At 69.6% G+C, this 19,464-nt stretch carries 20 protein-coding genes and 1 riboswitch; of the genes, 9 read left to right on the top strand and 11 right to left on the bottom strand.

From position 1 onward, the window contains the following. Positions 1-58 precede the first annotated feature (58 nt). Entirely contained in the window at positions 59-478 is a 420-nt protein-coding gene (locus KUM03_RS11965) for a heme-binding protein (RefSeq protein ID WP_217247014.1), read from the top strand. Positions 479-550: 72 nt separating this feature from the next. Here KUM03_RS11965 and KUM03_RS11970 read toward each other — a convergent pair whose 3' ends face one another. The 6 genes from KUM03_RS11970 to KUM03_RS11995 form a co-directional block, all read right to left on the bottom strand. Next, positions 551-1,417, bottom strand: a complete 867-nt coding sequence (locus KUM03_RS11970; RefSeq protein ID WP_217247015.1) for a GNAT family N-acetyltransferase — start codon at positions 1,415-1,417, stop codon at positions 551-553. Positions 1,418-1,506: 89 nt separating this feature from the next. Next, a complete protein-coding gene (locus KUM03_RS11975) occupies positions 1,507-1,989 on the bottom strand; it encodes an NUDIX domain-containing protein (RefSeq protein ID WP_217247016.1) in 483 nt (160 codons plus the stop codon). A gap of 67 nt (positions 1,990-2,056) precedes the next feature. Then, on the bottom strand, positions 2,057-2,962 hold the full coding sequence (locus KUM03_RS11980; protein ID WP_217247017.1) for a LysR family transcriptional regulator: 906 nt from the start codon (positions 2,960-2,962) through the stop codon (positions 2,057-2,059). Between the two features lie 228 nt (positions 2,963-3,190). After that, the gene (locus KUM03_RS11985; protein WP_217247018.1) at positions 3,191-4,369 is read right to left on the bottom strand and encodes a cystathionine gamma-lyase; all 1,179 of its coding nucleotides are present in this window, start codon (positions 4,367-4,369) and stop codon (positions 3,191-3,193) included. Then, positions 4,366-4,860, bottom strand: a complete 495-nt coding sequence (locus KUM03_RS11990) for a low molecular weight protein-tyrosine-phosphatase (RefSeq protein ID WP_217247019.1) — start codon at positions 4,858-4,860, stop codon at positions 4,366-4,368. The genes KUM03_RS11985 and KUM03_RS11990 overlap by 4 nt, the downstream gene beginning before the upstream one ends. Before the next feature lie 4 nt (positions 4,861-4,864). Further along, positions 4,865-5,242 (bottom strand): phage holin family protein, encoded by a 378-nt coding sequence (locus KUM03_RS11995; protein ID WP_073726035.1) that lies wholly within the window; start codon positions 5,240-5,242, stop codon positions 4,865-4,867. A 59-nt stretch (positions 5,243-5,301) separates the two neighbouring features. On the opposite strand from KUM03_RS11995, the gene KUM03_RS12000 reads away from it, so the two are divergent. The 4 genes from KUM03_RS12000 to KUM03_RS12015 all read left to right on the top strand — a co-directional run bounded on the left by KUM03_RS12000 (position 5,302) and on the right by KUM03_RS12015 (position 7,583). Next, positions 5,302-5,619 (top strand): cupin domain-containing protein, encoded by a 318-nt coding sequence (locus KUM03_RS12000; protein WP_043382483.1) that lies wholly within the window; start codon positions 5,302-5,304, stop codon positions 5,617-5,619. A 174-nt stretch (positions 5,620-5,793) separates the two neighbouring features. Continuing rightward, on the top strand, positions 5,794-6,006 hold the full coding sequence (locus tag KUM03_RS12005) for a DUF5326 family protein (RefSeq protein ID WP_007388908.1): 213 nt from the start codon (positions 5,794-5,796) through the stop codon (positions 6,004-6,006). A 306-nt stretch (positions 6,007-6,312) separates the two neighbouring features. After that, the gene (locus KUM03_RS12010) at positions 6,313-7,047 is read left to right on the top strand and encodes a helix-turn-helix domain-containing protein (RefSeq protein ID WP_308406304.1); all 735 of its coding nucleotides are present in this window, start codon (positions 6,313-6,315) and stop codon (positions 7,045-7,047) included. 98 nt (positions 7,048-7,145) lie between these two features. After that, a complete protein-coding gene (locus KUM03_RS12015) occupies positions 7,146-7,583 on the top strand; it encodes an SsgA family sporulation/cell division regulator (RefSeq protein ID WP_217247021.1) in 438 nt (145 codons plus the stop codon). Between the two features lie 63 nt (positions 7,584-7,646). Here KUM03_RS12015 and KUM03_RS12020 read toward each other — a convergent pair whose 3' ends face one another. Next, positions 7,647-9,197: a YibE/F family protein gene (locus KUM03_RS12020; protein WP_217247022.1), complete on the bottom strand. Its 1,551-nt coding sequence runs from the start codon at positions 9,195-9,197 to the stop codon at positions 7,647-7,649. A 71-nt stretch (positions 9,198-9,268) separates the two neighbouring features. Next, positions 9,269-9,458: riboswitch (TPP riboswitch) on the top strand. Here KUM03_RS12020 and thiC point away from each other — a divergent pair. Beyond that, positions 9,451-11,262, top strand: a complete 1,812-nt coding sequence (thiC, locus tag KUM03_RS12025) for a phosphomethylpyrimidine synthase ThiC (RefSeq protein WP_254399221.1) — start codon at positions 9,451-9,453, stop codon at positions 11,260-11,262. (Overlaps the previous riboswitch by 8 nt.) Positions 11,263-11,324: 62 nt before the next feature. On the opposite strand, the gene KUM03_RS12030 is transcribed toward thiC, so the two are convergent. The 3 genes from KUM03_RS12030 to KUM03_RS12040 form a co-directional block, all read right to left on the bottom strand. Next, a complete protein-coding gene (locus tag KUM03_RS12030; protein WP_217247023.1) occupies positions 11,325-12,191 on the bottom strand; it encodes a hypothetical protein in 867 nt (288 codons plus the stop codon). A gap of 182 nt (positions 12,192-12,373) precedes the next feature. Further along, complete coding sequence (locus tag KUM03_RS12035; RefSeq protein WP_217247024.1) at positions 12,374-13,480, bottom strand: metallophosphoesterase family protein; 1,107 nt, start codon at positions 13,478-13,480, stop codon at positions 12,374-12,376. A 212-nt stretch (positions 13,481-13,692) separates the two neighbouring features. Beyond that, positions 13,693-14,805: a LacI family DNA-binding transcriptional regulator gene (locus tag KUM03_RS12040; RefSeq protein WP_073726019.1), complete on the bottom strand. Its 1,113-nt coding sequence runs from the start codon at positions 14,803-14,805 to the stop codon at positions 13,693-13,695. A 401-nt stretch (positions 14,806-15,206) separates the two neighbouring features. On the opposite strand from KUM03_RS12040, the gene hisC reads away from it, so the two are divergent. After that, a complete protein-coding gene (hisC, locus tag KUM03_RS12045; RefSeq protein ID WP_217247025.1) occupies positions 15,207-16,286 on the top strand; it encodes a histidinol-phosphate transaminase in 1,080 nt (359 codons plus the stop codon). Positions 16,287-16,340: 54 nt separating this feature from the next. Here hisC and KUM03_RS12050 read toward each other — a convergent pair whose 3' ends face one another. Continuing rightward, positions 16,341-16,715, bottom strand: coding sequence for a cyclophilin-like fold protein (locus tag KUM03_RS12050; protein ID WP_217247026.1), 375 nt, complete (start codon positions 16,713-16,715; stop codon positions 16,341-16,343). A 209-nt stretch (positions 16,716-16,924) separates the two neighbouring features. Between KUM03_RS12050 and KUM03_RS12055 the strand changes: the two genes are divergently transcribed. Together KUM03_RS12055 and cydB are read left to right on the top strand one after the other, a co-directional pair. Then, positions 16,925-18,430, top strand: coding sequence for a cytochrome ubiquinol oxidase subunit I (locus KUM03_RS12055; RefSeq protein ID WP_217247027.1), 1,506 nt, complete (start codon positions 16,925-16,927; stop codon positions 18,428-18,430). A 20-nt stretch (positions 18,431-18,450) separates the two neighbouring features. Further along, positions 18,451-19,455 (top strand): cytochrome d ubiquinol oxidase subunit II, encoded by a 1,005-nt coding sequence (cydB, locus tag KUM03_RS12060; RefSeq protein ID WP_217247028.1) that lies wholly within the window; start codon positions 18,451-18,453, stop codon positions 19,453-19,455. Positions 19,456-19,464: the final 9 nt, after the last annotated feature.

Raw genomic sequence — 19,464 nt, forward strand, 5'->3', positions numbered from 1 at the left:
GCCTCGCCTCGACACCACCGGGGCACGTACCACCCGGCACCACCAAGGAGAACCGCACATGACCACCACCGCTGTCGCCCCGCTGACCATCCAGGACGCCGAAGCCCTCGTCACCGCCGCCCACCGCGCCGCCGAGGAAGCGGGGGTCACCGTCAGCGTCACCGTCCTCGACGCGGGCGGCCACCTCCTGGCCTTCCGGCGCGACGACCGGGCCGTGCTGATCTCCGGGGAGACCAGCACCCGCAAGGCATACACGGCGCTCCAGCTGGACGCACCCACCGCCGATCTCGTCGACGCCGTCCAGCCCGGGGGCCTCTTCCACACGCTGCCCACCGCGCTCGACCGGCCGCTGCTGTTCATCGCGGGCGGCGTGCCCGTGCACCGCGACGGCCGGCTGATCGGCGCGCTCGGGGTCGGTGGCGGAGCGCCCGAGCAGGACCACGCCTTCGCCGCGGCCGCCGTGGCGGGACTTGCCTGACGGCAGCCGTCAGCCGCACGAGGCCGGTCCCCGGAACGTCACCGGGGACCGGCCTCGCCGTACGGAGCGGGGTCAGCCCGCCGCCACCGTCAGGGGAGCGAACCGCCGCTGCCAGTCCCCGGGCAGCTCCGTGATGCCGTACGTCATGACCGCGTTGGTGGTGAGGGAGGAGAGACCATGCTCCTTCACCCAGGCCAGCAGCTCTTCGTGCCGTACGTCGATGTCCGTGCGCAGCGGGCGGTCGGTGCGGGCGCCGAGGGAGGCCAGCAGCGCCTTGGCCGTCTCGGTGTCACGGGCGATCAGCGGGCCCACGACGTGAGTGTCCATGTTGGGCCAGGCGGCGGCGTATCCGATGAGCCGTCCGCCCTCCTCGGCGACCCGGAGCTGATCGGCGAAGGCGGGCAGCCGCGTGATGATGTGGGTGCGGTCGGCGCCGAACACCTCCTCGTCGAGCCGGAGGATCGCGGCGAGATCCTCGGCCGTGGCCGCGCGCGTGAGGACCGCGGGCTCGCTCCCGTCGGGCGCGAAATGCCCACGCACCATCTCCGCCCGGCCGGTGGTCTTGAAACCGAGTTCCTCGTAGAGGGGCCAGCCGTACGGGGTGGCGTGCAGCGTCAGTGGGGTGGTGTCCAGCGCGTTGACGACGTGGCGCATCAGCCGGCGCCCGACGCCCTGGCGGGCGTGCCGCTCCGCGACCAGCATCATGCCGATGGCGGCGAGACAGGGGCGTCCGTGCGGCCCGTACTCGGTGACGGTGCAGGCACTGACGAGGCCGCCGCCGGGATCGTCGATGCCGTACGCGTTCCCGGCTGTGAGGAGGAAGGACCACTTGTGTTCCTCACGGGGCCACCCCCGGTCCTCGGACAGGTCGGCGCAGGCGGTGAGATCGCGGAGCGTCAGACGGCGGATCGGCAGCGAGGCGAGGGAAGGTGTCGACACGCAGGTCAGGCTGTCCGACGGCAGCCGTCGGCGTCCACCACTTTCCATGGAACACGCGAGCTTTTGGCCATCCCGTACGACGGCCGGGGTCAGCCGAGGTCGGGAGCGAGCATGGCGCGCACGCCCTCGATGTTGCCGTCCAGATAGTGCCGGAGCGAGAGCGGGACGAGGTGCACGGAGGCGATCCCGACCCTGGTGAAGGGCACTCGGACGATCTCGTACTCACCGGCGGGCTCGTCGACCTCGGGACCGTGTCGCAGGGACGGGTCCATGGACCCCAGGCGGCAGACGAAGAAATGCTGCACTTTCACACCGGTCGCCCCACCGTCCTCGCCGATGTGCTCCACCGTGTCCACAAAACACGGGACCACGTCGATGATCTTGGCGCCCAGTTCCTCGTACACCTCGCGGTGCAGGGCGTCCACGACGGTGGTGTCGTCCGGCTCGACCCCGCCCCCGGGAGTGACCCAGTAGGGATCGACGCCGGGCTTGGTGCGCTTGATCAGAATCAGGGCGCCGTCGTCCAGGAGAACGGCGCGGGCGGTGCGCTTGACCACGGGTCGGACGGTCATGGGAGAAATGTGGCCCGGCTGGTTCCACGTGAAACATCGAGGGCGTGAACCGCTCCGGTCCGACGGCTCAGCTCCAGTCGGCGGCCGCGCGCAGCAGCCACTCATGGGCCCGGGCGATGTGCGGCATCGCGAGCGTGCCGGTACGCACCACCAGGAAATACGTCCGCAGAGGTGGCACCGCGGGGTCGTGCAGGGCGACTGCCTCACCGCGCTCCAGCGCTCCGGCGCACAGGTAGCGGGGCAGTACGGCGAGTCCGGCGCCGGCGACCGTACAGGCGAGCACCGCACGCAGGTCGGGAGCGACGACCGTGGCCGGGGCTGCCGGGCGGGCGTCGAAGACCGATGCCCAGTAGCGGGCGACGAAGGGCAGCGACTCGTGCACCTCGACCACGGGGATGTGTTCCAGATCGGGTGCGGCGGTGCGGCGGAGCTGCCCGGGGCCCGCCCGCTCCGTCCAGTGGGGAGCGGCGACCAGGACGTGCTCCTCGTCGCAGAGCGGAGTCGCCGTGAGCAGCGCCCCGCGCGGCCGGGCCGTACCGATGGCCAGATCGTGGTGCCCGGCGGCCAGCCCCTCCAGGGCCTCCTCGGCGTTCCCGAACGAGGCGCGCAGGGCGAAGCCCTGTCCGTCCTCGCCGGTGAGCTCCGTGAGCGCGGGCAGCGCCCGCTCGGCGGTGAACTCCGGGGGACCGGCCAGATGCAGGGTCCGCAGGGAGGAGTCGTCGTCGAGCCCGGTCTCGGCTATCTCCACCAGGGCGTCGAGGTGGGGTGCGGCCTTGTGGGCGAGTTCGTCGCCCATGGTCGTGGGAGTCACGCCGCGGGCCTGCCGCAGGAACAGAGGGCGTCCGAGCTGCCTCTCCAGCGTGCGGATCTGGGAGGTGACGGCCGGCTGAGAGAGGCCGAGCAGGGCCGCCGCGCGTGTGAAGGAACCGGCCCGGTGCACGGTCACGAACGTGCGCAGCAAGGCCAGATCCACGGAAGCCGTCCCCTCTTCTGTTCTCCACCGGCCCTCCGGCCGCGCTCAACTATAAATATGTCGATAGGTCGCTGTCGCTACTGTGATTGGACACTGACACAGAGTCAACTAGCCTGAGTCGCGCGGTTCTTCGCGCGCGAGAACCGGAGGGCGGTCCGAGCCACGAGGGGGGAGGCTCGGACCGCCCGGCGTCTTCGGCCGGCCCGGCGAGGAGCTGCGCGGTTTCGGTCAGTCCGCCGATTCCTCGAGCGCGCGCAGCAGGTCCGCCACCAGGTCCTCGGGGTCCTCGGCGCCGACCGAGAGGCGGATGAAGCCCTCCGGTACCGCGTCGCCGCCCCAGCGTCCGCGCCGCTCGGCCGTGGACCGTACCCCACCGAAGCTGGTCGCGCCTTCCACGAGCCGCAGTGCGTCGAGGAAACGATCGGCACGCGCGCGCGTGGGCAGCGTGAAGGAGACCACGCACCCGTAGCGCCGCATCTGCTGCGAGGCGATCTTGTGCGAGGGGTCGTCGGGCAGCCCCGGGTAGCGCAGGCCGGTGACCTCGGACCGCGCGCCGAGCGCCTCGGCCACCTTGAGCGCGGTGGCGTTCTGCCGGTCCACGCGCAGCTGGAGGGTGGCGATCGAGCGGTGCGCCAGCCAGGCCTCCATGGGCCCGGGGATCGCGCCGACGATCTTGCGCCAACGCCGTACGGCGGCCATCGCCTCGCGGTCGCGACCCGCCACGTAGCCCAGGAGGACGTCGCCGTGCCCGGTGAGCTGCTTGGTGCCGCTGGCCGCCGAGAAGTCGGCGCCGAGGTCCAGCGGGCGCTGGCCGAGAGGCGTGGCGAGCGTGTTGTCGACGGCGACCAGGGCGCCGCGTGCGTGGGCCGCCTCCGCGAGCCGCCGGACGTCGCAGACGTCCAGCCCCGGGTTGGAGGGCGTCTCGATCCACAGCAGCCTCGCCCCGTCCAGGACGTCCAGCTGGGCGTCCCCGCTGGTCGGCGCGGTGCGCACCTCAATGCCGTACGCCTCCAGCTGGGCGCGAACCAGCGGCAGCGCCTGGTAGCCGTCGTCGGGCAGGACGACCGCGTCCCCGGCGCGCAGCTGCGAGAAGAGCACCGAGGAGATCGCGGCCATGCCCGAGGCGAACACGAGTGTCTCGACGTCGTCCTGCCCTGGTGCCTCCAGTTCGCCGATGGCGCGCTCGAGGTGGGTCCAGGTCGGGTTCTCGTCGCGTCCGTAGGTGTACGGGCCCGTCGGCTCCCCCGGCAGGTGGAAGTGGGCGGCGAACACGGGGCCGGGCAGCGTCGGTTCGTGCTTGACGGGCTCCGGCAGCCCGGCCCGTACGGCGCGGGTGCCCTCGCCGGCGCCGGGAAGGGACCCCTCCGCTCCCGTACCGTCCCTGCCGCTGGCAACGGAATCGCTCATGCCACCCGTCCTCTCACCTGCTCGCGTACCGCGGCGAGCAGTCCGCCGCTCGCCGCCTCCACCATCTCAAGGCACTCCTGGAAGCCGCCCACGCCCCCGTAGTAGGGATCGGGTACGTCGAGGTCACCGCGGTCGGCGGCGGGGTCGTAGGAGCGCAGCAGCCGCACCTTGTCCGCGTCCTGCTCCGTGGGCGCGAGGCGGCGCAGCGCCCGCAGATGGCCGGCGTCCAGGGCGACGACGAGGTCGAGACGGGTGAACCAGGACGGCTGGAACTGCCGTGCCGTGTGGTCGAGCGTGTAGCCGTTCTCCGTGAGGACGTCCACCGTGCGGGGGTCGGCGCCCTCGCCCTCGTGCCAGCCGCCGGTGCCGGCGCTGTCGACCTCGATCAGGCCGTCCAGTCCTGCGTCCGCCACGCGCGCGTGGAAGACGGCCTCGGCCATCGGGGAGCGGCAGATGTTGCCCGTGCACACGAAGCAGACGCGGTAGGTCATGGGATCAGTCCTTGTCGGGCAGGAACGCGTTGAGGGCCCAGGAGACGACCGAGATGATCAGGCCGCCCAGGACGGCGGTCCAGAACCCGTCGACGTGGAAGCTCAGGTCGAGCTTGTCGGCCAGCCACGACGTGAGCAACAGCATCAGCGCGTTGACCACCAGCGTGAACAGGCCGAGGGTCAGGATGAACAGCGGGAAGGTCAGCACCTGCACGATCGGCTTGACCAGCATGTTGACCAAGCCGAACACCAGGGCGACGACGATCAGTGTGAGGGTCTTCTCGCCGGTGCTGCCCCCGGTCAGCGTGATCTTGTCGAGCAGCCACACGGCGACCGCGAGGGCGGCCGCGTTGGCGATCGTCTTGACTAGGAAATTCTTCATGTGTCTGATCGTGGCAGACGCGATCGGAAACGAACGGTGAGGCAGGGGCGGACGAAGCGATGAAGGCATTCCGGCTGGACGAACTGGAGGCGGAGCGCGCCGCCAACGACGGTGCCTACCTGCAGTTCCTGCGCGAGCGGAACATGTCGGTCGGTCTGTACGCGCTCGACGCGGGAACGTCCGACCCGCAGCAGCCGCACGCGCAGGACGAGGTGTACTTCGTGGTGAGCGGCCGGGCCGCGATCACCGTGGGCATGGAGACCACCCAGGTCGCGCGCGGCAGCGTGGTCTATGTGCCGGCCGGGGTCGCCCACAAGTTCCACCACATCAGCGAGGACCTGCGGGTTCTGGTGGTCTTCTCTCCGCCCGAGAGCTGAGCCGCGCCTCGGGGTTCCCTAGGGGATCGGTCAGGGGGAGACAAGGGATGCGGGGCCCCTGCCGGGGCCCGCGCGGCCCTAGCATCGAGTGCAGGACATTCAGAACTCCCAGCGGGCTTCCGGGCCGCCGAAGGACCCGGCACTCGAACGGGCGGAGAGGTAAGGACGAGGGCGATGCGAGAGATCTTCACGGGGCTGCCGTGGTGGGTGAAGTGGATCGCGGTGCCGGTCATCGCCCTGGTCGTGTTCGGCGGGCTGATCGCGAGCGTGGTCGGCTTCGTGATCGGACTGCTGTTCAAGCTGCTGGTCTTCGTCGCGCTCGTCGGCGGACTGATCTACGTGGTGCGCAAGTTCATGTCGAGTTCATCGTCACGCAGCGACTGGTGAGGACTGTGGGACACCGGAGGCGGTAACAGGAATCACCGGTTCCCTCGCGCGAGGGAAGTTTCCCGGACGGATCGTCGGTGAGCGGTGACCGGCGATTAGAGTCCGGAACTCGACGCGGGGGTGACCCCGCGAGCGGCGTACACCCCACCCGTGTTCCCCGCACGGGGCTGCCCCCTCGCGTTCCGGGAGTGACCCTTGGCCACGGCCGACACCGTATTGGTTCCGCTGCACGCATTGCCCGTGCAACCACACTCGACGCCCCGAACGCCCCCCACGTCCTCCACGGACCCGCCCTCCGCGACGCTCATCGGATCCGTTCAGCGGGCGATGCGCCTTCTGGAGTGCGTCGCCGGGCACACGTACGGAGCCCCCGCCAAGCAACTGGCCCGGGAGACCGGACTGGCGCTGCCCACGGCGTACCACCTGCTGCGCACCCTGGTGCACGAGGGCTATCTGCGCCGTGAGAAGGGACTGTTCTTCCTCGGCGAGGCCGCCGAGCGGCTGAGCGGCAGAGGCGCCCAGCAGAAACGTCGCAGCACGGTGATCGACGCATTGGCGCGCTGGCGCGACGCGATCGGCGTCCCCGTGTACTACGCCATGTACCGCGACGGCGAGATCGAAGTCATGTGCGTCTCCGACACCCCGGGGAATCCGGCCGTGGAGGAATGGGCGGACTTCCGCGAGACCGGGCACGCGCACGCCATCGGGCAGTGCCTGCTCTCGCAGCTGGACGACGATGCCCGCCGCGACCATCTGGACCGCTACCCCGTGCGGCCCGTCACGCCGTACACGGTGCGTGATGGCAATGCCCTGCTGAAGCGGCTGGAACGCATGCGGCGGATGGCCCCAGTGGTCGAACGCCAGGAGTACGCCCTGGGGACGGTGTGCGCGGCGATCCCGATCACCGTCGGCACCACGGCCGCCACCATGGCCATTTCCCTGCCCCTCCAGCAGGCCGACCGGCTGCTGCCCGCGGCCCAGCGTTTGCAGGACGAGGTGGGGCGGCTTCTGGGGTCACTGGCGATCTCTATCAGTATCTGAAAACTCACTCCTTGTGATCTGGTGTGTACGTTGAGCAAGATGCCACCAGTGTTAGAGGTTTGATTCCCGGACAGTCGACGGCGAATGACGGGTGTGCGATGGGCGAGTCCGTACAGGCAGAGGTCATGATGAGCTTTCTCGTGTCCGAGGAGCTCTCGTTCCGCATCCCGGTGGAGCTGCGCTACGAGACCTGTGATCCCTATGCCGTGCGACTGACCTTCCATCTGCCCGGGGACGCGCCGGTGACCTGGGCCTTCGGCCGAGAGTTGCTGCTGGACGGGGTGGGCCGGCCGTGCGGTGACGGCGATGTGCGCATCGCCCCCGTCGACCCGGAGCCGCTGGCCGAGGTGCTGATCCGCCTTCAGGTCGGAAACGACCAGGCGCTCTTCCGTTCGTCGGCGGCGCCTCTGGTGGCGTTCCTGGACCGGACCGACAAACTGGTGCCGCTGGGCCAGGAGGGCGCGCTCGCCGACTTCGACGCCCACCTCGACGAGGCCCTGGACCGCATCCTGGCGGAGGAACAGAGCGCGGGCTGAACCGTTACGGCAGGAATCCCTCCACGTGCCGTAACGCTTCACCTGGGCGCTCCCGTCGGTGGCTCAGCGCTTACGACGCCGGCCCCGCCCGCCACGTACGGGCGCCGGGCCCGAACCCGGTGCCGCTCCGGCGGTCCGGGCCGCGGGGTGGTCGGCGGGCCGGTCGGCCGACACGACGAGGGCAGCGAGGGCCGTGGTGACCGGAACGGACGCCACCAGGCCGATCGAGCCGACCAGGGTGCGCACGATCTCCTCCGCGACCAACTCGCTGTTGGCGACCGTCCCCACCCCGCTCTGCGCGATGGAGAACAGCAGCAGCAGCGGAAGGGCGGCGCCCGCGTAGGCGAGGACCAGGGTGTTGACGACCGAAGCGATGTGGTCGCGACCGATACGGATTCCGGCGCGGTACAGCCCGCGCCGGCCCAGCGTCGGATTGGCCTCGTGCAGTTCCCAGACCGCCGACGTCTGGGTGACCGTCACGTCGTCGAGGACACCGAGCGAACCGATGATGACTCCGGCGAGCAGCAGGCCGCTCATGTCGATCGTCGGATACAGGCCGTGGATGAGGCCCGTGTTGTCGTCCGTATTGCCGGTGAGCGCGGCCCAGCCGATGAACAGCGACCCGAGCACGCCGATCAGCACCAGGGAGATGAGCGTGCCCAGTACCGCCACGGACGTGCGGGCCGACAGACCGTGGCACAGGTACAGCGCGATCAGCATGATGGCGCTGGATCCGATCACCGCCACGAGCAGCGGGTTCGATCCCTGCAGGATCGCGGGCAGCATGAAGAAGTTGAGCAGCAGGAAGCTGACGGCCAGCGAGACCAGGGCCATGAGACCCCGTAGACGGCCGACGACCACGACCGCGAGGGCGAAGATGCCGGCGAGCAGCGCCATCGGGACACGGCGGTTGATGTCGGTCACCGAATACTGCAGGTCCTCGGGCGCGGAGGGCTCGTAGGCGACCACGACCTTCTGGCCCTCGTGCAACTGCCGTGACTGGTCCGGCTGCACGATCTCGGTGAAGGTGCGGCCCTTGTCGCTGCCGCTGTCTACGCGGATCGTGGCCCGCTTGCAGTCGCCGTTCGCCCGCTGCACCGCGGAGGAACCCTCGGCGGTGGACGTGTCGCCGGTCGGGGGAACGCCCGAGGCGTTCACGGACTGACAGCTCAGCTCGACCACCTTGGTGACCGTGGCCTGCTGCGTCTGCCGGTCGAAACCGACCCCGGTGCGTTCGTGCGGCGGGGCTCCGCCCGGCCACAGCACCGCGAGGCCGATCAGCACGGCCGCGGCGAACGGGATGAGGACCGCGGCGATGACCTTCCGCAGATGCCGCGAGACGGGCGCCGCCGGACCATGACTGTGCGCGTGCGAGTGGCTGTGTCCACCGCCCCCGTCTCCGCCGCCCGAGCCATGGCCCCCGCCGGCACCGTGCCCGCCGCCAGGGCCTTGCCCACCGCCCGAGCCGTGCCCGCCCCCCGCGTCATGTCGGTCTCCGCCCGCGCCGTGAGGACCGGGTGAGGCCGGACCGGCTCCGCGGTTGTCGCCGTGCTCGGTGCCCGGTCCGCGGCGGGGTTCGTGCGGTGGGAAGGGGGGATGCTGCGGTGTGGTCACCGACCGATCATCGCAAGAACGAGGGGGGCCCTCTGTTCACCGCGCCCGAATTGACGCTAGCGTGGAGGCACCTTTGTACACGCGGGAGCTCGGAGCACCGGGCTGAGAGGGCGCTGACCTCCGTCCCAGCGATGTTTCACGGGAAACGTCACCGAACCCGAGTGATGTATCCCACGAAGCGTCGTCAGACGGAAGCCGCTGCGTCGACCGCCGAACCTGTTACCGGGTAATGCCGGCGTAGGGAGTAGGTCTCATGACCATCAAGGACGCACGCACGCCTGCCTCCGCTCAGAACTCCGCCCAGGAGGAGACCGTGGAGGCCGGGAAGTCCATCGGCTGGCACAAGGCGTACGTCGAGGGCTCGCGCCCCGACCTGCGGGTGCCGGTCCGTCAGGTGCACCTCACCAACGGGAAGTCGGTCACGCTCTACGACACCTCGGGCCCGTACACCGATCCGCTCGTCGACACCGATGTCCGCCGGGGGCTGCCGCCGCTGCGGGAGAACTGGATCATCGCCCGCGGTGACACCGAGGAGTACGCGGGCCGTCCCGTTCGCCCCGAGGACGACGGAATCAAGCACACCTCGCCGCGTGGCGGCCTGCGCAACCTCGACGCCGTCTTCCCCGGCCGCCCGCGCCAGCCGCGCCGCGGCCGGGACGGCAGCGCGGTCACGCAACTCGCGTACGCACGCCGGGGAGAGATCACGCCGGAGATGGAGTACGTGGCCATCCGGGAGAACGTGGCGCCGGAGGTGGTCCGCGAGGAGATCGCGGCGGGCCGAGCCGTGCTGCCCGCCAACGTCAACCACCCGGAGATCGAGCCGATGATCATCGGCAAGCGGTTCCTGGTGAAGGTCAACGCCAACATCGGCAACTCGGCGGTGACGTCCTCCATCGAGGAGGAGGTCGAGAAGATGACCTGGGCGAGCCGGTGGGGCGCCGACACGGTCATGGACCTGTCCACCGGCCGCAACATCCACACCACGCGCGAATGGGTGCTGCGCAACTCCCCCGTCCCCATCGGGACCGTGCCGCTCTACCAGGCCCTGGAGAAGGTCGACGGCCGGGCCGAGGAGCTGACCTGGGAGATCTACAAGGACACGGTCATCGAACAGGCCGAGCAGGGCGTGGACTACATGACGGTCCACGCCGGTGTGCGCCTGGCGTACGTACCGCTGACCGCGAATCGCAAGACCGGCATCGTCTCGCGCGGCGGGTCGATCATGGCGGCGTGGTGCCTGGCGCACCACAAGGAGTCCTTCCTGTACGAGAACTTCGAGGAGCTCTGCGAGATCCTCGCCGCCTATGACGTCACCTACTCGCTCGGTGACGGCCTGCGGCCGGGCTCCATCGCGGACGCCAACGACCAGGCGCAGTTCGCGGAGTTGCGCACGCTCGGGGAACTCAACACGATCGCCAAGCGTTACAACGTACAGACCATGATCGAGGGCCCGGGCCACGTCCCGATGCACAAGATCAAGGAGAACATCGACCTTCAGCAGGAGATCTGCGATGAAGCTCCGTTCTATACGCTCGGCCCGCTGACGACCGACGTCGCGCCCGCCTACGACCACATCACCTCCGGCATCGGTGCCGCGATGATCGCCTGGTGGGGTACGGCCATGCTCTGCTACGTCACGCCCAAGGAGCACCTGGGCCTGCCCAACCGTGACGACGTCAAGACCGGCGTCATCACCTACAAGATCGCCGCCCACGCCGCCGACCTCGCCAAGGGTCACCCGGGTGCCCAGGAGTGGGACGACGCGCTGTCGGACGCCCGTTTCGAGTTCCGGTGGGAGGACCAGTTCAACCTGGCCCTCGACCCGGACACGGCGCGGGAGTTCCACGACGAGACACTGCCCGCCGAACCTGCCAAGACGGCTCACTTCTGCTCGATGTGCGGGCCGAAGTTCTGCTCCATGAAGATCAGCCAGAGCATCACGGAGCGGTTCGGTGGTGCGGCCGCCGAGGGCGCGTCTCCCGAGGAGGTCGCCGAGGGGATGCTCCAGAAGTCGAAGGAGTTCGCGGCGAGCGGGAACCGGGTGTACCTGCCGATCGCCGACTGACGTCACCCGGCCCGGTGCCCCGTACCCCCGAAGGCAAGGGGGGTACGGCGCCCGGGAGGTGACTAATCGGGCCGGTGTTCCGGGCCGCCGAAGTCCGGGCTGCTGTAGTCCGGGCTCGAGTAGCTCGGGCCCGGGCCGGTGGCGGTGCCCTCACCGGGGCTCGTGAAGCCCGGACGGCCGTAGCCGAGGTGCGGCATGCGGCTCGTCGGCGCCGCCGGTCCCGTGCGCAGGGCCGCGGCGCCCGGATCGGCGAGTGCCTCCCGCAGGAACGGCAGGATGCCCCGCTCCAGCAGGGCTTCGTGCCAGGCGTCCCTGGCCCGGACCACTTCCTCGTCGAGTTCGCCGTAGAAGCCGGGCTCGGCGAAGGGGCGGTTGCGCAGTGCGGTGAGCAGCAGACCCACCGCGGCGACGAGGATCGCGACCGCGGTCACGGCGCCGAACACCCACCCGGTGGTGAGCATGGTCTGCGCGAAGGTCTGCCCCGGGTCGAGCACCTTCAGGAGGTAACCGACGAGCAGGAAGATCGCTGCGGCGGTGCCGGCCAGGACGGGCGCCAGGACGGCGACGACGGCCACGGCCCCCGCACCGGTCGCCTCGGCGACCTCGCCCATGGTGGCGGCGAGTCCTGCCGCGCCCGGACCCTGCTCCTCGGAGCCGGATCCGCGCGTGGCCGGGTCCTTGGCGGACGGCGCCGGGTGGCGCAGTTCCTCACGGACCTTGACGTAGTGCTGGTACTCGGTGGTGGCCGCCGCGGTGATGAGGGCGGTGGCGCTGAGTGCCATGGTGCGCAGTTGTTCGGAGTTGAGCCGCTGTCCGACAGCGGCCAGCTCCGGGCGGCGTGGTGCGGAGCGCAGCGCCTCGTCGAGGATCCGCTCGTACTCCTGGCGGTCCTCGTTCGGCAGGTGCTGCGGAACGCTGTTCATGTGCATCCCCCGATGCTCCGTAGGGCTTGGGGCTCGCATGCCAACGAGCCGTCGGGCAGAAACGGAGGGGAGCCTGCTACGGATAAGCCGATGGTAGAGCGGTGACGGTGGAGGGTGACAGGGGGTTTCCAGAAATTGGGTGCCGACCTGTGAGGAGGCCGCCGCCGAAATGCCCGTTCGGCGAACGGTCAGGATTCGAGCGGCAGTTGCTGGACCAGCAGCTTTCCGGCCATGGTCACGCCGCCGTCCATCGCGATGGCCAGCCCGTCCGCGTAGACGTGAGGTCCTTCGACCGCGGTACGGGTGTCGTCCTCGCCGTCCTCGGAGCCGACCTCGCCCAACAGATAGGGGATGGGGCTGTGGCCGTGAACGATCCGGGTGCCGCCGTACGTATCCAGCAGGGAGCGCACGGCGTCGGCGCCGCCCTCGTCGCGGAAGGAGAAGCGCTTGGTGAACTTGCGGAACAGGTCCCACACCTCTTCCGCGTCGTTGCGCGTGAGCGCCTCGCGGACGGTGTCGTTGACCTCCTCGATGGAACGGCCGTAGTCGAGGTAGGTGGTGGCGTCCGAGTGGACCAGGAGATGGCCGTCGACCTCTTCCATGGCGTCGAGTCGGGCCATCCACTGCAGGTGGTGATCCTGCAGGCGGTCCATGTCGGTCTTCTGGCCGCCGTTCAGCAGCCAGGCCGCCTGGAAGGTGGCGGTGCCCGCGCCGGAGTTGACGGGCGTGTCGCCGAACCGCTTGGCGCCCAGCAGCAGCAGCTCGTGGTTACCCATCAGCGCCTTGCAGTAGCCACCGGCCGCGGCGGCCTCGGCGGACAGCCGCATCACGAGGTCGATGACGCCGATGCCGTCGGGGCCGCGGTCCGTGAAGTCGCCGAGGAACCACAGCCGCGTGGTGCCGGCGCACCACTGGCCGCCCGCGTCGATGAGGCCCTTCTCCCGCAGGGCGGCCACCAGCTCGTCGAGGTAGCCGTGCACGTCGCCGACCACGAACAGCGGGCCCTGTCCCGTGGCGGACTGTGTCACCTGGACCGGCTCCGGGTCGACGGTCACCTGGACCGTGTCACCCCGACGGATGACGGGCAGATCTCGCTGGGTGGGCGTGTACCCGTCCGGAAGAGCCTCCTCGTGCCCCTCCTCGGACGGCGGGGCGGCCTCGCTCGCCTGCGGTCCAGGGGCGGCGTACGGAGCGGCCTCGTGGACGTACGCGGGCACCCGGAAGTCGCGCACCGTCGCCGTCCGCTGCACCTCGGGTCCCTGACCGGCCCCCTGAGTCATCGACCCCTCCACCATCGCGCCGCATCTGCACCGCTTCGGACTGCCTGGTCGCAGCGGCCCGCGGTGTGTGGGCCCATCATAGGAATGCGGATCGCGCTGTGTGATGACCCAGGGGTGGTGAATCAGAACAGGACTCCGGTTCACCGCGGCTTTCGCCCCGATTGGGCCCGGCTTCGCCCGTCCGCGACGGTGGCACGACCGTGCTCCGGGCGCGCCGGGCGGCGGTCCTACTCGCGCTCGGGCGACCGCGGCGGGCTGACCGTCGTCCGGGGCGGGCGGCGCTGCGAAGACGTCCGGACGATCAACTCGGTCGGTATCACCTGTTCGACCGGCTGGTCCTGGGCGAGCCCTTCGATGGCGTCGATCAGGACCTGGATCACCGCCGTACCGATACGGCGGGGCTTCAGGGACAACGTCGTGATGGGCGGCTCGGTACTGGCGTACACGGTGGACTCGCTGCAGCAGACCAGCAGCAGGTCCTCCGGGACGCGCAGTCCGTAGCGGCGGGCGGCGGCGAGCAGGTCGGTGCCGTTCGGGTCGAACAGTCCGTAGACGGCGTCGGGCCGGTCGGGGCGGGCCAGCAGCCGGTCGGCGGCGACGGCCCCGGCGCACGGATCGTGTGCCGGGTAGGACTCGTAGACGGGGTCCTGGCCGACGCGCTCGCACCAGCGCAGGTAGGCGGTGGTCGACAGATGCGTGTACGTGTCGGTCGTGGTGCCGGTGAGCAGGCCGATCCGGCGGGCGCCGGCGTCGGCGAGGTGGTCGAGGATGCCGAGTACGGCTGCCTCGTGGTCGTTGTCGACCCAGGCGGTGACAGGGAGCGTGCCGGCCGGGCGGCCGTCGGAGACGACCGGTAAACCCTGGCGTACGAGTTCGCTGACGACCGGGTCGTGGTCGGAGGGGTCGATGACGACCGTGCCGTCGAGCGCGACGTTGGACCACACGTCGTGACGGGAGGTCGCCGGGAGGATGACGAGCGCGTAGCCCCGGGCGAGCGCGGCGGACGTGGCGGCGCGCGCCATCTCGGCGAAGTACGCGAACTCGGTGAAGGTGAAAGGTTCATCCCCGTACGTCGTCACGGTCAGGCCGATGAGTCCGGACTTGCCGGTGCGGAGCGTGCGGGCGGCGGCCGAGGGCCGGTAGCCCAGTCGGTCCGCGACCTCGCGCACATGGCGCCGGGTGGCATCCGGGAGTCGGCCCTTGCCGTTGAGGGCGTCGGAGACGGTTGTGATGGACACTCCGGCGGCGGCGGCCACGTCCCTGATGCCCGCCCGGCCCGGCCGGCTGCCTCGGCGTGAGGTTTCCGCGCGGCTCACCTGGTGCTTCCCTGCTGCTGTCATGGCGAGCCGATAGTAGGGCTCATGGGGTGGGGTAGGGCGGACGCATATGCAGGCGTTGACAGTCACGTTTCTGCAAGATCGTTAGGGATCAACTGCCGTGGAAACCAAGCCAGATGGGGCCATCTACCCCAGTACCTGACGTGCCGACGACTGAGGGCCTGCCGCGTGTCCGATGTTGCGAAGAGGTCTCAACTCACCTGCACGAGGGATGCGCGCCACGGCGCGAGCCACCGGCGCGTAGATATATGTGCGGCGCGCCCCCTGAATCGTGCGCCTTCGTGTCCTGATGCCCCTGATGCCGGTGTGACGGACGAGGTCTGGCCTCACCTATACGCAGCGGCGCCGAATCCTCTTAAGGTGAGAAGTATTCGATGCCGGTGGTGGTCATGAGGAGGACTGTGGTGAGCGAGACGAGCCCCAAGCTGCGCGCCGAGCTGGAGGGTATTCCCACCTACAAGCCGGGCAAGCCCGCCGCTGCCGACGGCCCGGTGGCTTACAAGCTGTCCTCCAACGAGAACCCGTACCCGCCCCTGCCGGGCGTGATGGAGACGGTGACGGCCGCGGCCTCGTCGTTCAACCGGTACCCGGACATGGCCTGTACGTCGCTGATGAGCGAACTCTCCGACCGGTTCGGCGTCCCCCTCTCCCACCTGGCCACCGGCACCGGTTCGGTCGGTGTGGCGCAGCAGCTGATCCAGGCGACCTCTGGCCCGGGCGACGAGGTGATCTACGCCTGGCGCTCGTTCGAGGCGTACCCGATCATCACGCAGATCAGCGGCGCGACGTCGGTCAAGGTGCCGCTCACCCCGGGCGACGTGCACGACCTGGACGCGATGGCGGCCGCGATCACCGACCGGACCCGGCTGATCTTCGTCTGCAACCCCAACAACCCGACCGGCACGGTGGTGCGACGGGCCGAGCTGGAGCGTTTCCTGGACCGGGTGCCCAGCGATGTGCTGGTGGTCCTCGACGAGGCGTACCGCGAGTTCATCCGCGACCCCGAGGTGCCGGACGGCTGCGAGCTGTACCGAGAGCGGCCCAACGTCTGCGTGCTGCGGACCTTCTCCAAGGCGTACGGTCTCGCCGGCCTGCGGGTCGGGTTCGCGATCGCCCACGAGCCGGTGGCGGCCGCACTGCGGAAGACGGCGGTGCCTTTCGGAGTGAGTCACATCGCCCAGGAGGCGGCGATCGCGTCGCTGCGGGCCGAGGACGAGCTGATCGGACGGGTCGGCTCGCTCGTGTGCGAGCGCACGCGCGTGGTCGACGCGCTGCGCTCGCAGGGCTGGACGGTGCCGGACACCCAGGCGAACTTCGTGTGGCTGCGGCTGGGGGAGCGCACGGTCGCCTTCGCGGACGCGTGCGAGCAGGCCGGCGTGGTCATCCGACCGTTCCCGGGCGAGGGTGTGCGGGTGACGGTCGGTGAGAGCGAGGCGAACGACATCTTCCTGAAGGTGGCGCAGGAGTTCCGCAAGGAGCTGTAGGGCGGCTGTGGCGCGCCCACGGGCGGGGTCGTCGTAGCGCGGCGTCCTCAGTTGCTAGGCGTCGATGCGTTCGACGCGCACCGGGTCACCGTTCCGCACCGTCGCCAGCAGGCGCGGGTCGCCGTCGAGGCGGCCGAGGATGTTACAGGGACTCGCGAGGCGGCACTCGTCGCCTCGCGAGATCGGCGTGGGCCCGTACGGCAGCGCCAGGGCGTCGCCGTCGGTCCAGAAGGCGACCGTGCCAGGCTCGACGACCTGCCGGGCGTCCGTTTCACGTGAAACCGACACACCTGTGTCGAAGTACACCTCCTCGCCCCAGGTGTGGGCGGAGGCGGTGAGCGGCAGGGCCTTGAGGAGCGCCTGCGTGCTCAGGGTGTCGGTGAGGGTCGCGGTGAGGTGACCCGCGGGCCATGAGATCCGTATCTTCATGCGGCGAATTCAACAAGATGTTGAAGTTCTCGCCAAGGGGTTGACGTCACAAGGGACCCCCCTTCCGGTGTCGAAAAGCTGTACGTCATAATTGCTTGTGAATGTGAACGCGTTCACAAGCGTGTCTCGGTTGCGCCCGAGTTGGGTGTGACATACACGCACAAACTGCCGCCGACCACGGCGAGTGGCGATGCAAGGAGAGTGACGACGTGGACATGGCTCTGGCGCCGGAGACGCTGGCGCGCTGGCAGTTCGGCATCACGACCGTCTACCACTTCCTGTTCGTCCCCCTGACGATCTCGCTGGCCGCACTCACGGCCGGTCTGCAGACCGCCTGGGTCCGTACCGAGAAGGAGAAGTACCTCAGAGCGACCAAGTTCTGGGGCAAGCTCTTCCTGATCAACATCGCCATGGGTGTCGTCACCGGCATCGTGCAGGAGTTCCAGTTCGGCATGAACTGGTCGGACTACTCCCGCTTCGTCGGCGATGTCTTCGGCGCCCCGCTCGCCTTCGAGGCGCTGATCGCCTTCTTCTTCGAGTCGACCTTCATCGGTCTGTGGATCTTCGGCTGGGACAAGCTGCCCAAGAAGATCCACCTGGCCTGCATCTGGATGGTCTCGATCGGCACCCTGCTGTCGGCGTACTTCATCCTGGCGGCCAACTCCTGGATGCAGCACCCGGTCGGCTACCGGATCAACGAGGAGAAGGGCCGGGCCGAACTCACCGACTTCTGGGCCGTCCTGACCCAGAACACCACTCTCAACCAGGTCTTCCACAGCTTCTCGGCGGCCTTCCTGACGGGCGGCGCCTTCATGGTGGGCATCGCCGCCTTCCACCTGATGCGCAAGAAGTACATCCCGGTGATGCGGACCTCGCTCCGGCTTGGCCTCGTCACCCTGGCGGTCGGCGGCATCCTCACCGCGGTCAGCGGCGACACCCTCGGCAAGGTCATGTACGAGCAGCAGCCGATGAAGATGGCCGCCGCCGAGGCGCTGTGGGACGGCGAGGAACCGGCTCCCTTCTCCGTCTTCGCCTACGGCGACGTCGACGAGGGGCACAACAAGGTCGCCCTGGAGATCCCCGGGCTGCTGTCCTTCCTCGCCCACAGCGACTTCGACTCGTACGTGCCCGGCATCAACGACACCAACGAGGCCCTCCAGGAGAAGTTCGGCCCCGGCGACTACAAGCCCATCGTCCCCGTCGCCTACTGGGGCTTCCGCTGGATGATCGGCTTCGGAATGGCCTCCTTCTCCCTCGGCCTGCTGGGCCTGTGGCTGACGCGGAAGAAGTTCCTGCTGCCGCCCGCCCTGCGGACCGGGGAGGACGAGGTGCCGCACCTGGTCCTGCTGCGCAAGCCGCTCGGCACGAGGCTCACCCGTCTGTACTGGCTCCTGGCGCTCTGGACGATGGCGTTCCCGCTGATCGCCAACTCCTGGGGCTGGATCTTCACCGAGATGGGCCGTCAGCCCTGGGTCGTCTACGGCGTGATGCAGACCCGCGACGCGGTCTCCCCCGGTGTCTCCACGGCCGAAGTCATCATCTCGATGTCCGTCTTCACCCTGCTGTACGCCGTCCTCGCCGTCATCGAGGTCAAGCTGCTCGCCAAGTACGTCAAGGCCGGCCCGCCCGAGCTCACCGAGGCCGACCTCAACCCGCCCACGAAGATCGGCGGCGACCTCCGTGACGCCGACAAGCCGATGGCCTTCTCGTACTAGGCCGAGGGAGCTGCACAGTCATGGAACTGCACGACGTCTGGTTCGTTCTGATCGCGGTCCTGTGGACCGGCTACTTCTTCCTCGAGGGGTTCGACTTCGGGGTCGGCGTGCTCACCAAGCTGCTCGCCCGTGACCGGGCCGAGAAGCGGGTGCTGATCAACACCATCGGCCCCGTCTGGGACGGCAACGAGGTGTGGCTGCTCACGGCCGGCGGCGCCACCTTCGCCGCCTTCCCGGAGTGGTACGCCACGCTGTTCTCCGGCTTCTACCTCCCGCTGCTGGTCATCCTGGTCTGCCTGATCGTCCGCGGTGTCGCCTTCGAGTACCGCGTGAAGCGGCCCGAGGAGCGCTGGCAGCGCAACTGGGAGACCGCGATCTTCTGGACCTCGCTGCTCCCGGCGTTCCTGTGGGGCGTCGCCTTCGGCAACATCGTCCGCGGCGTGAAGATCGACCGGGACATGGAGTACGTCGGCTCCGTCTGGGAGCTGCTCAACCCGTACGCCCTCCTGGGCGGCCTGGTGACGCTGACGCTGTTCACCTTCCACGGAACGGTGTTCACGGCGCTCAAGACCGTCGGTGACATCCGCGAGCGGGCCCGTACCCTGGCCCTGCGCGTCGGCCTCGTCACGGCGGTGCTCGCCCTCGCCTTCCTGCTCTGGACGCAGGCCGCCAGCGGCGACGGCAAGAGCCTGGCGGCGCTCGTGGTGGCCGTGGCCGGTCTGGTCGTCGCGCTGGTGGCGAACCAGGCCGGGCGTGAGGGATGGGCGTTCGCCCTGTCCGGCGTCACCATCGTGGCCGCCGTGGCGATGCTCTTCCTGACGCTGTTCCCGAACGTCATGCCGTCCACGCTCGACGCGGACTGGAGCCTCACCGTCACCAACGCATCGTCCAGCCCCTACACCCTGAAGATCATGACCTGGCTGGCCGCGGTCGCCACACCTGTCGTCCTGCTCTACCAGGGCTGGACGTACTGGGTGTTCCGCAAGCGGATCGGTACCCAGCACATCGCCGAACCCGCGCACTGAGTCCCATGG

This window comes from Streptomyces sp. AC602_WCS936, from assembly GCF_019049125.1.
GTDB lineage: Bacteria > Actinomycetota > Actinomycetes > Streptomycetales > Streptomycetaceae > Streptomyces.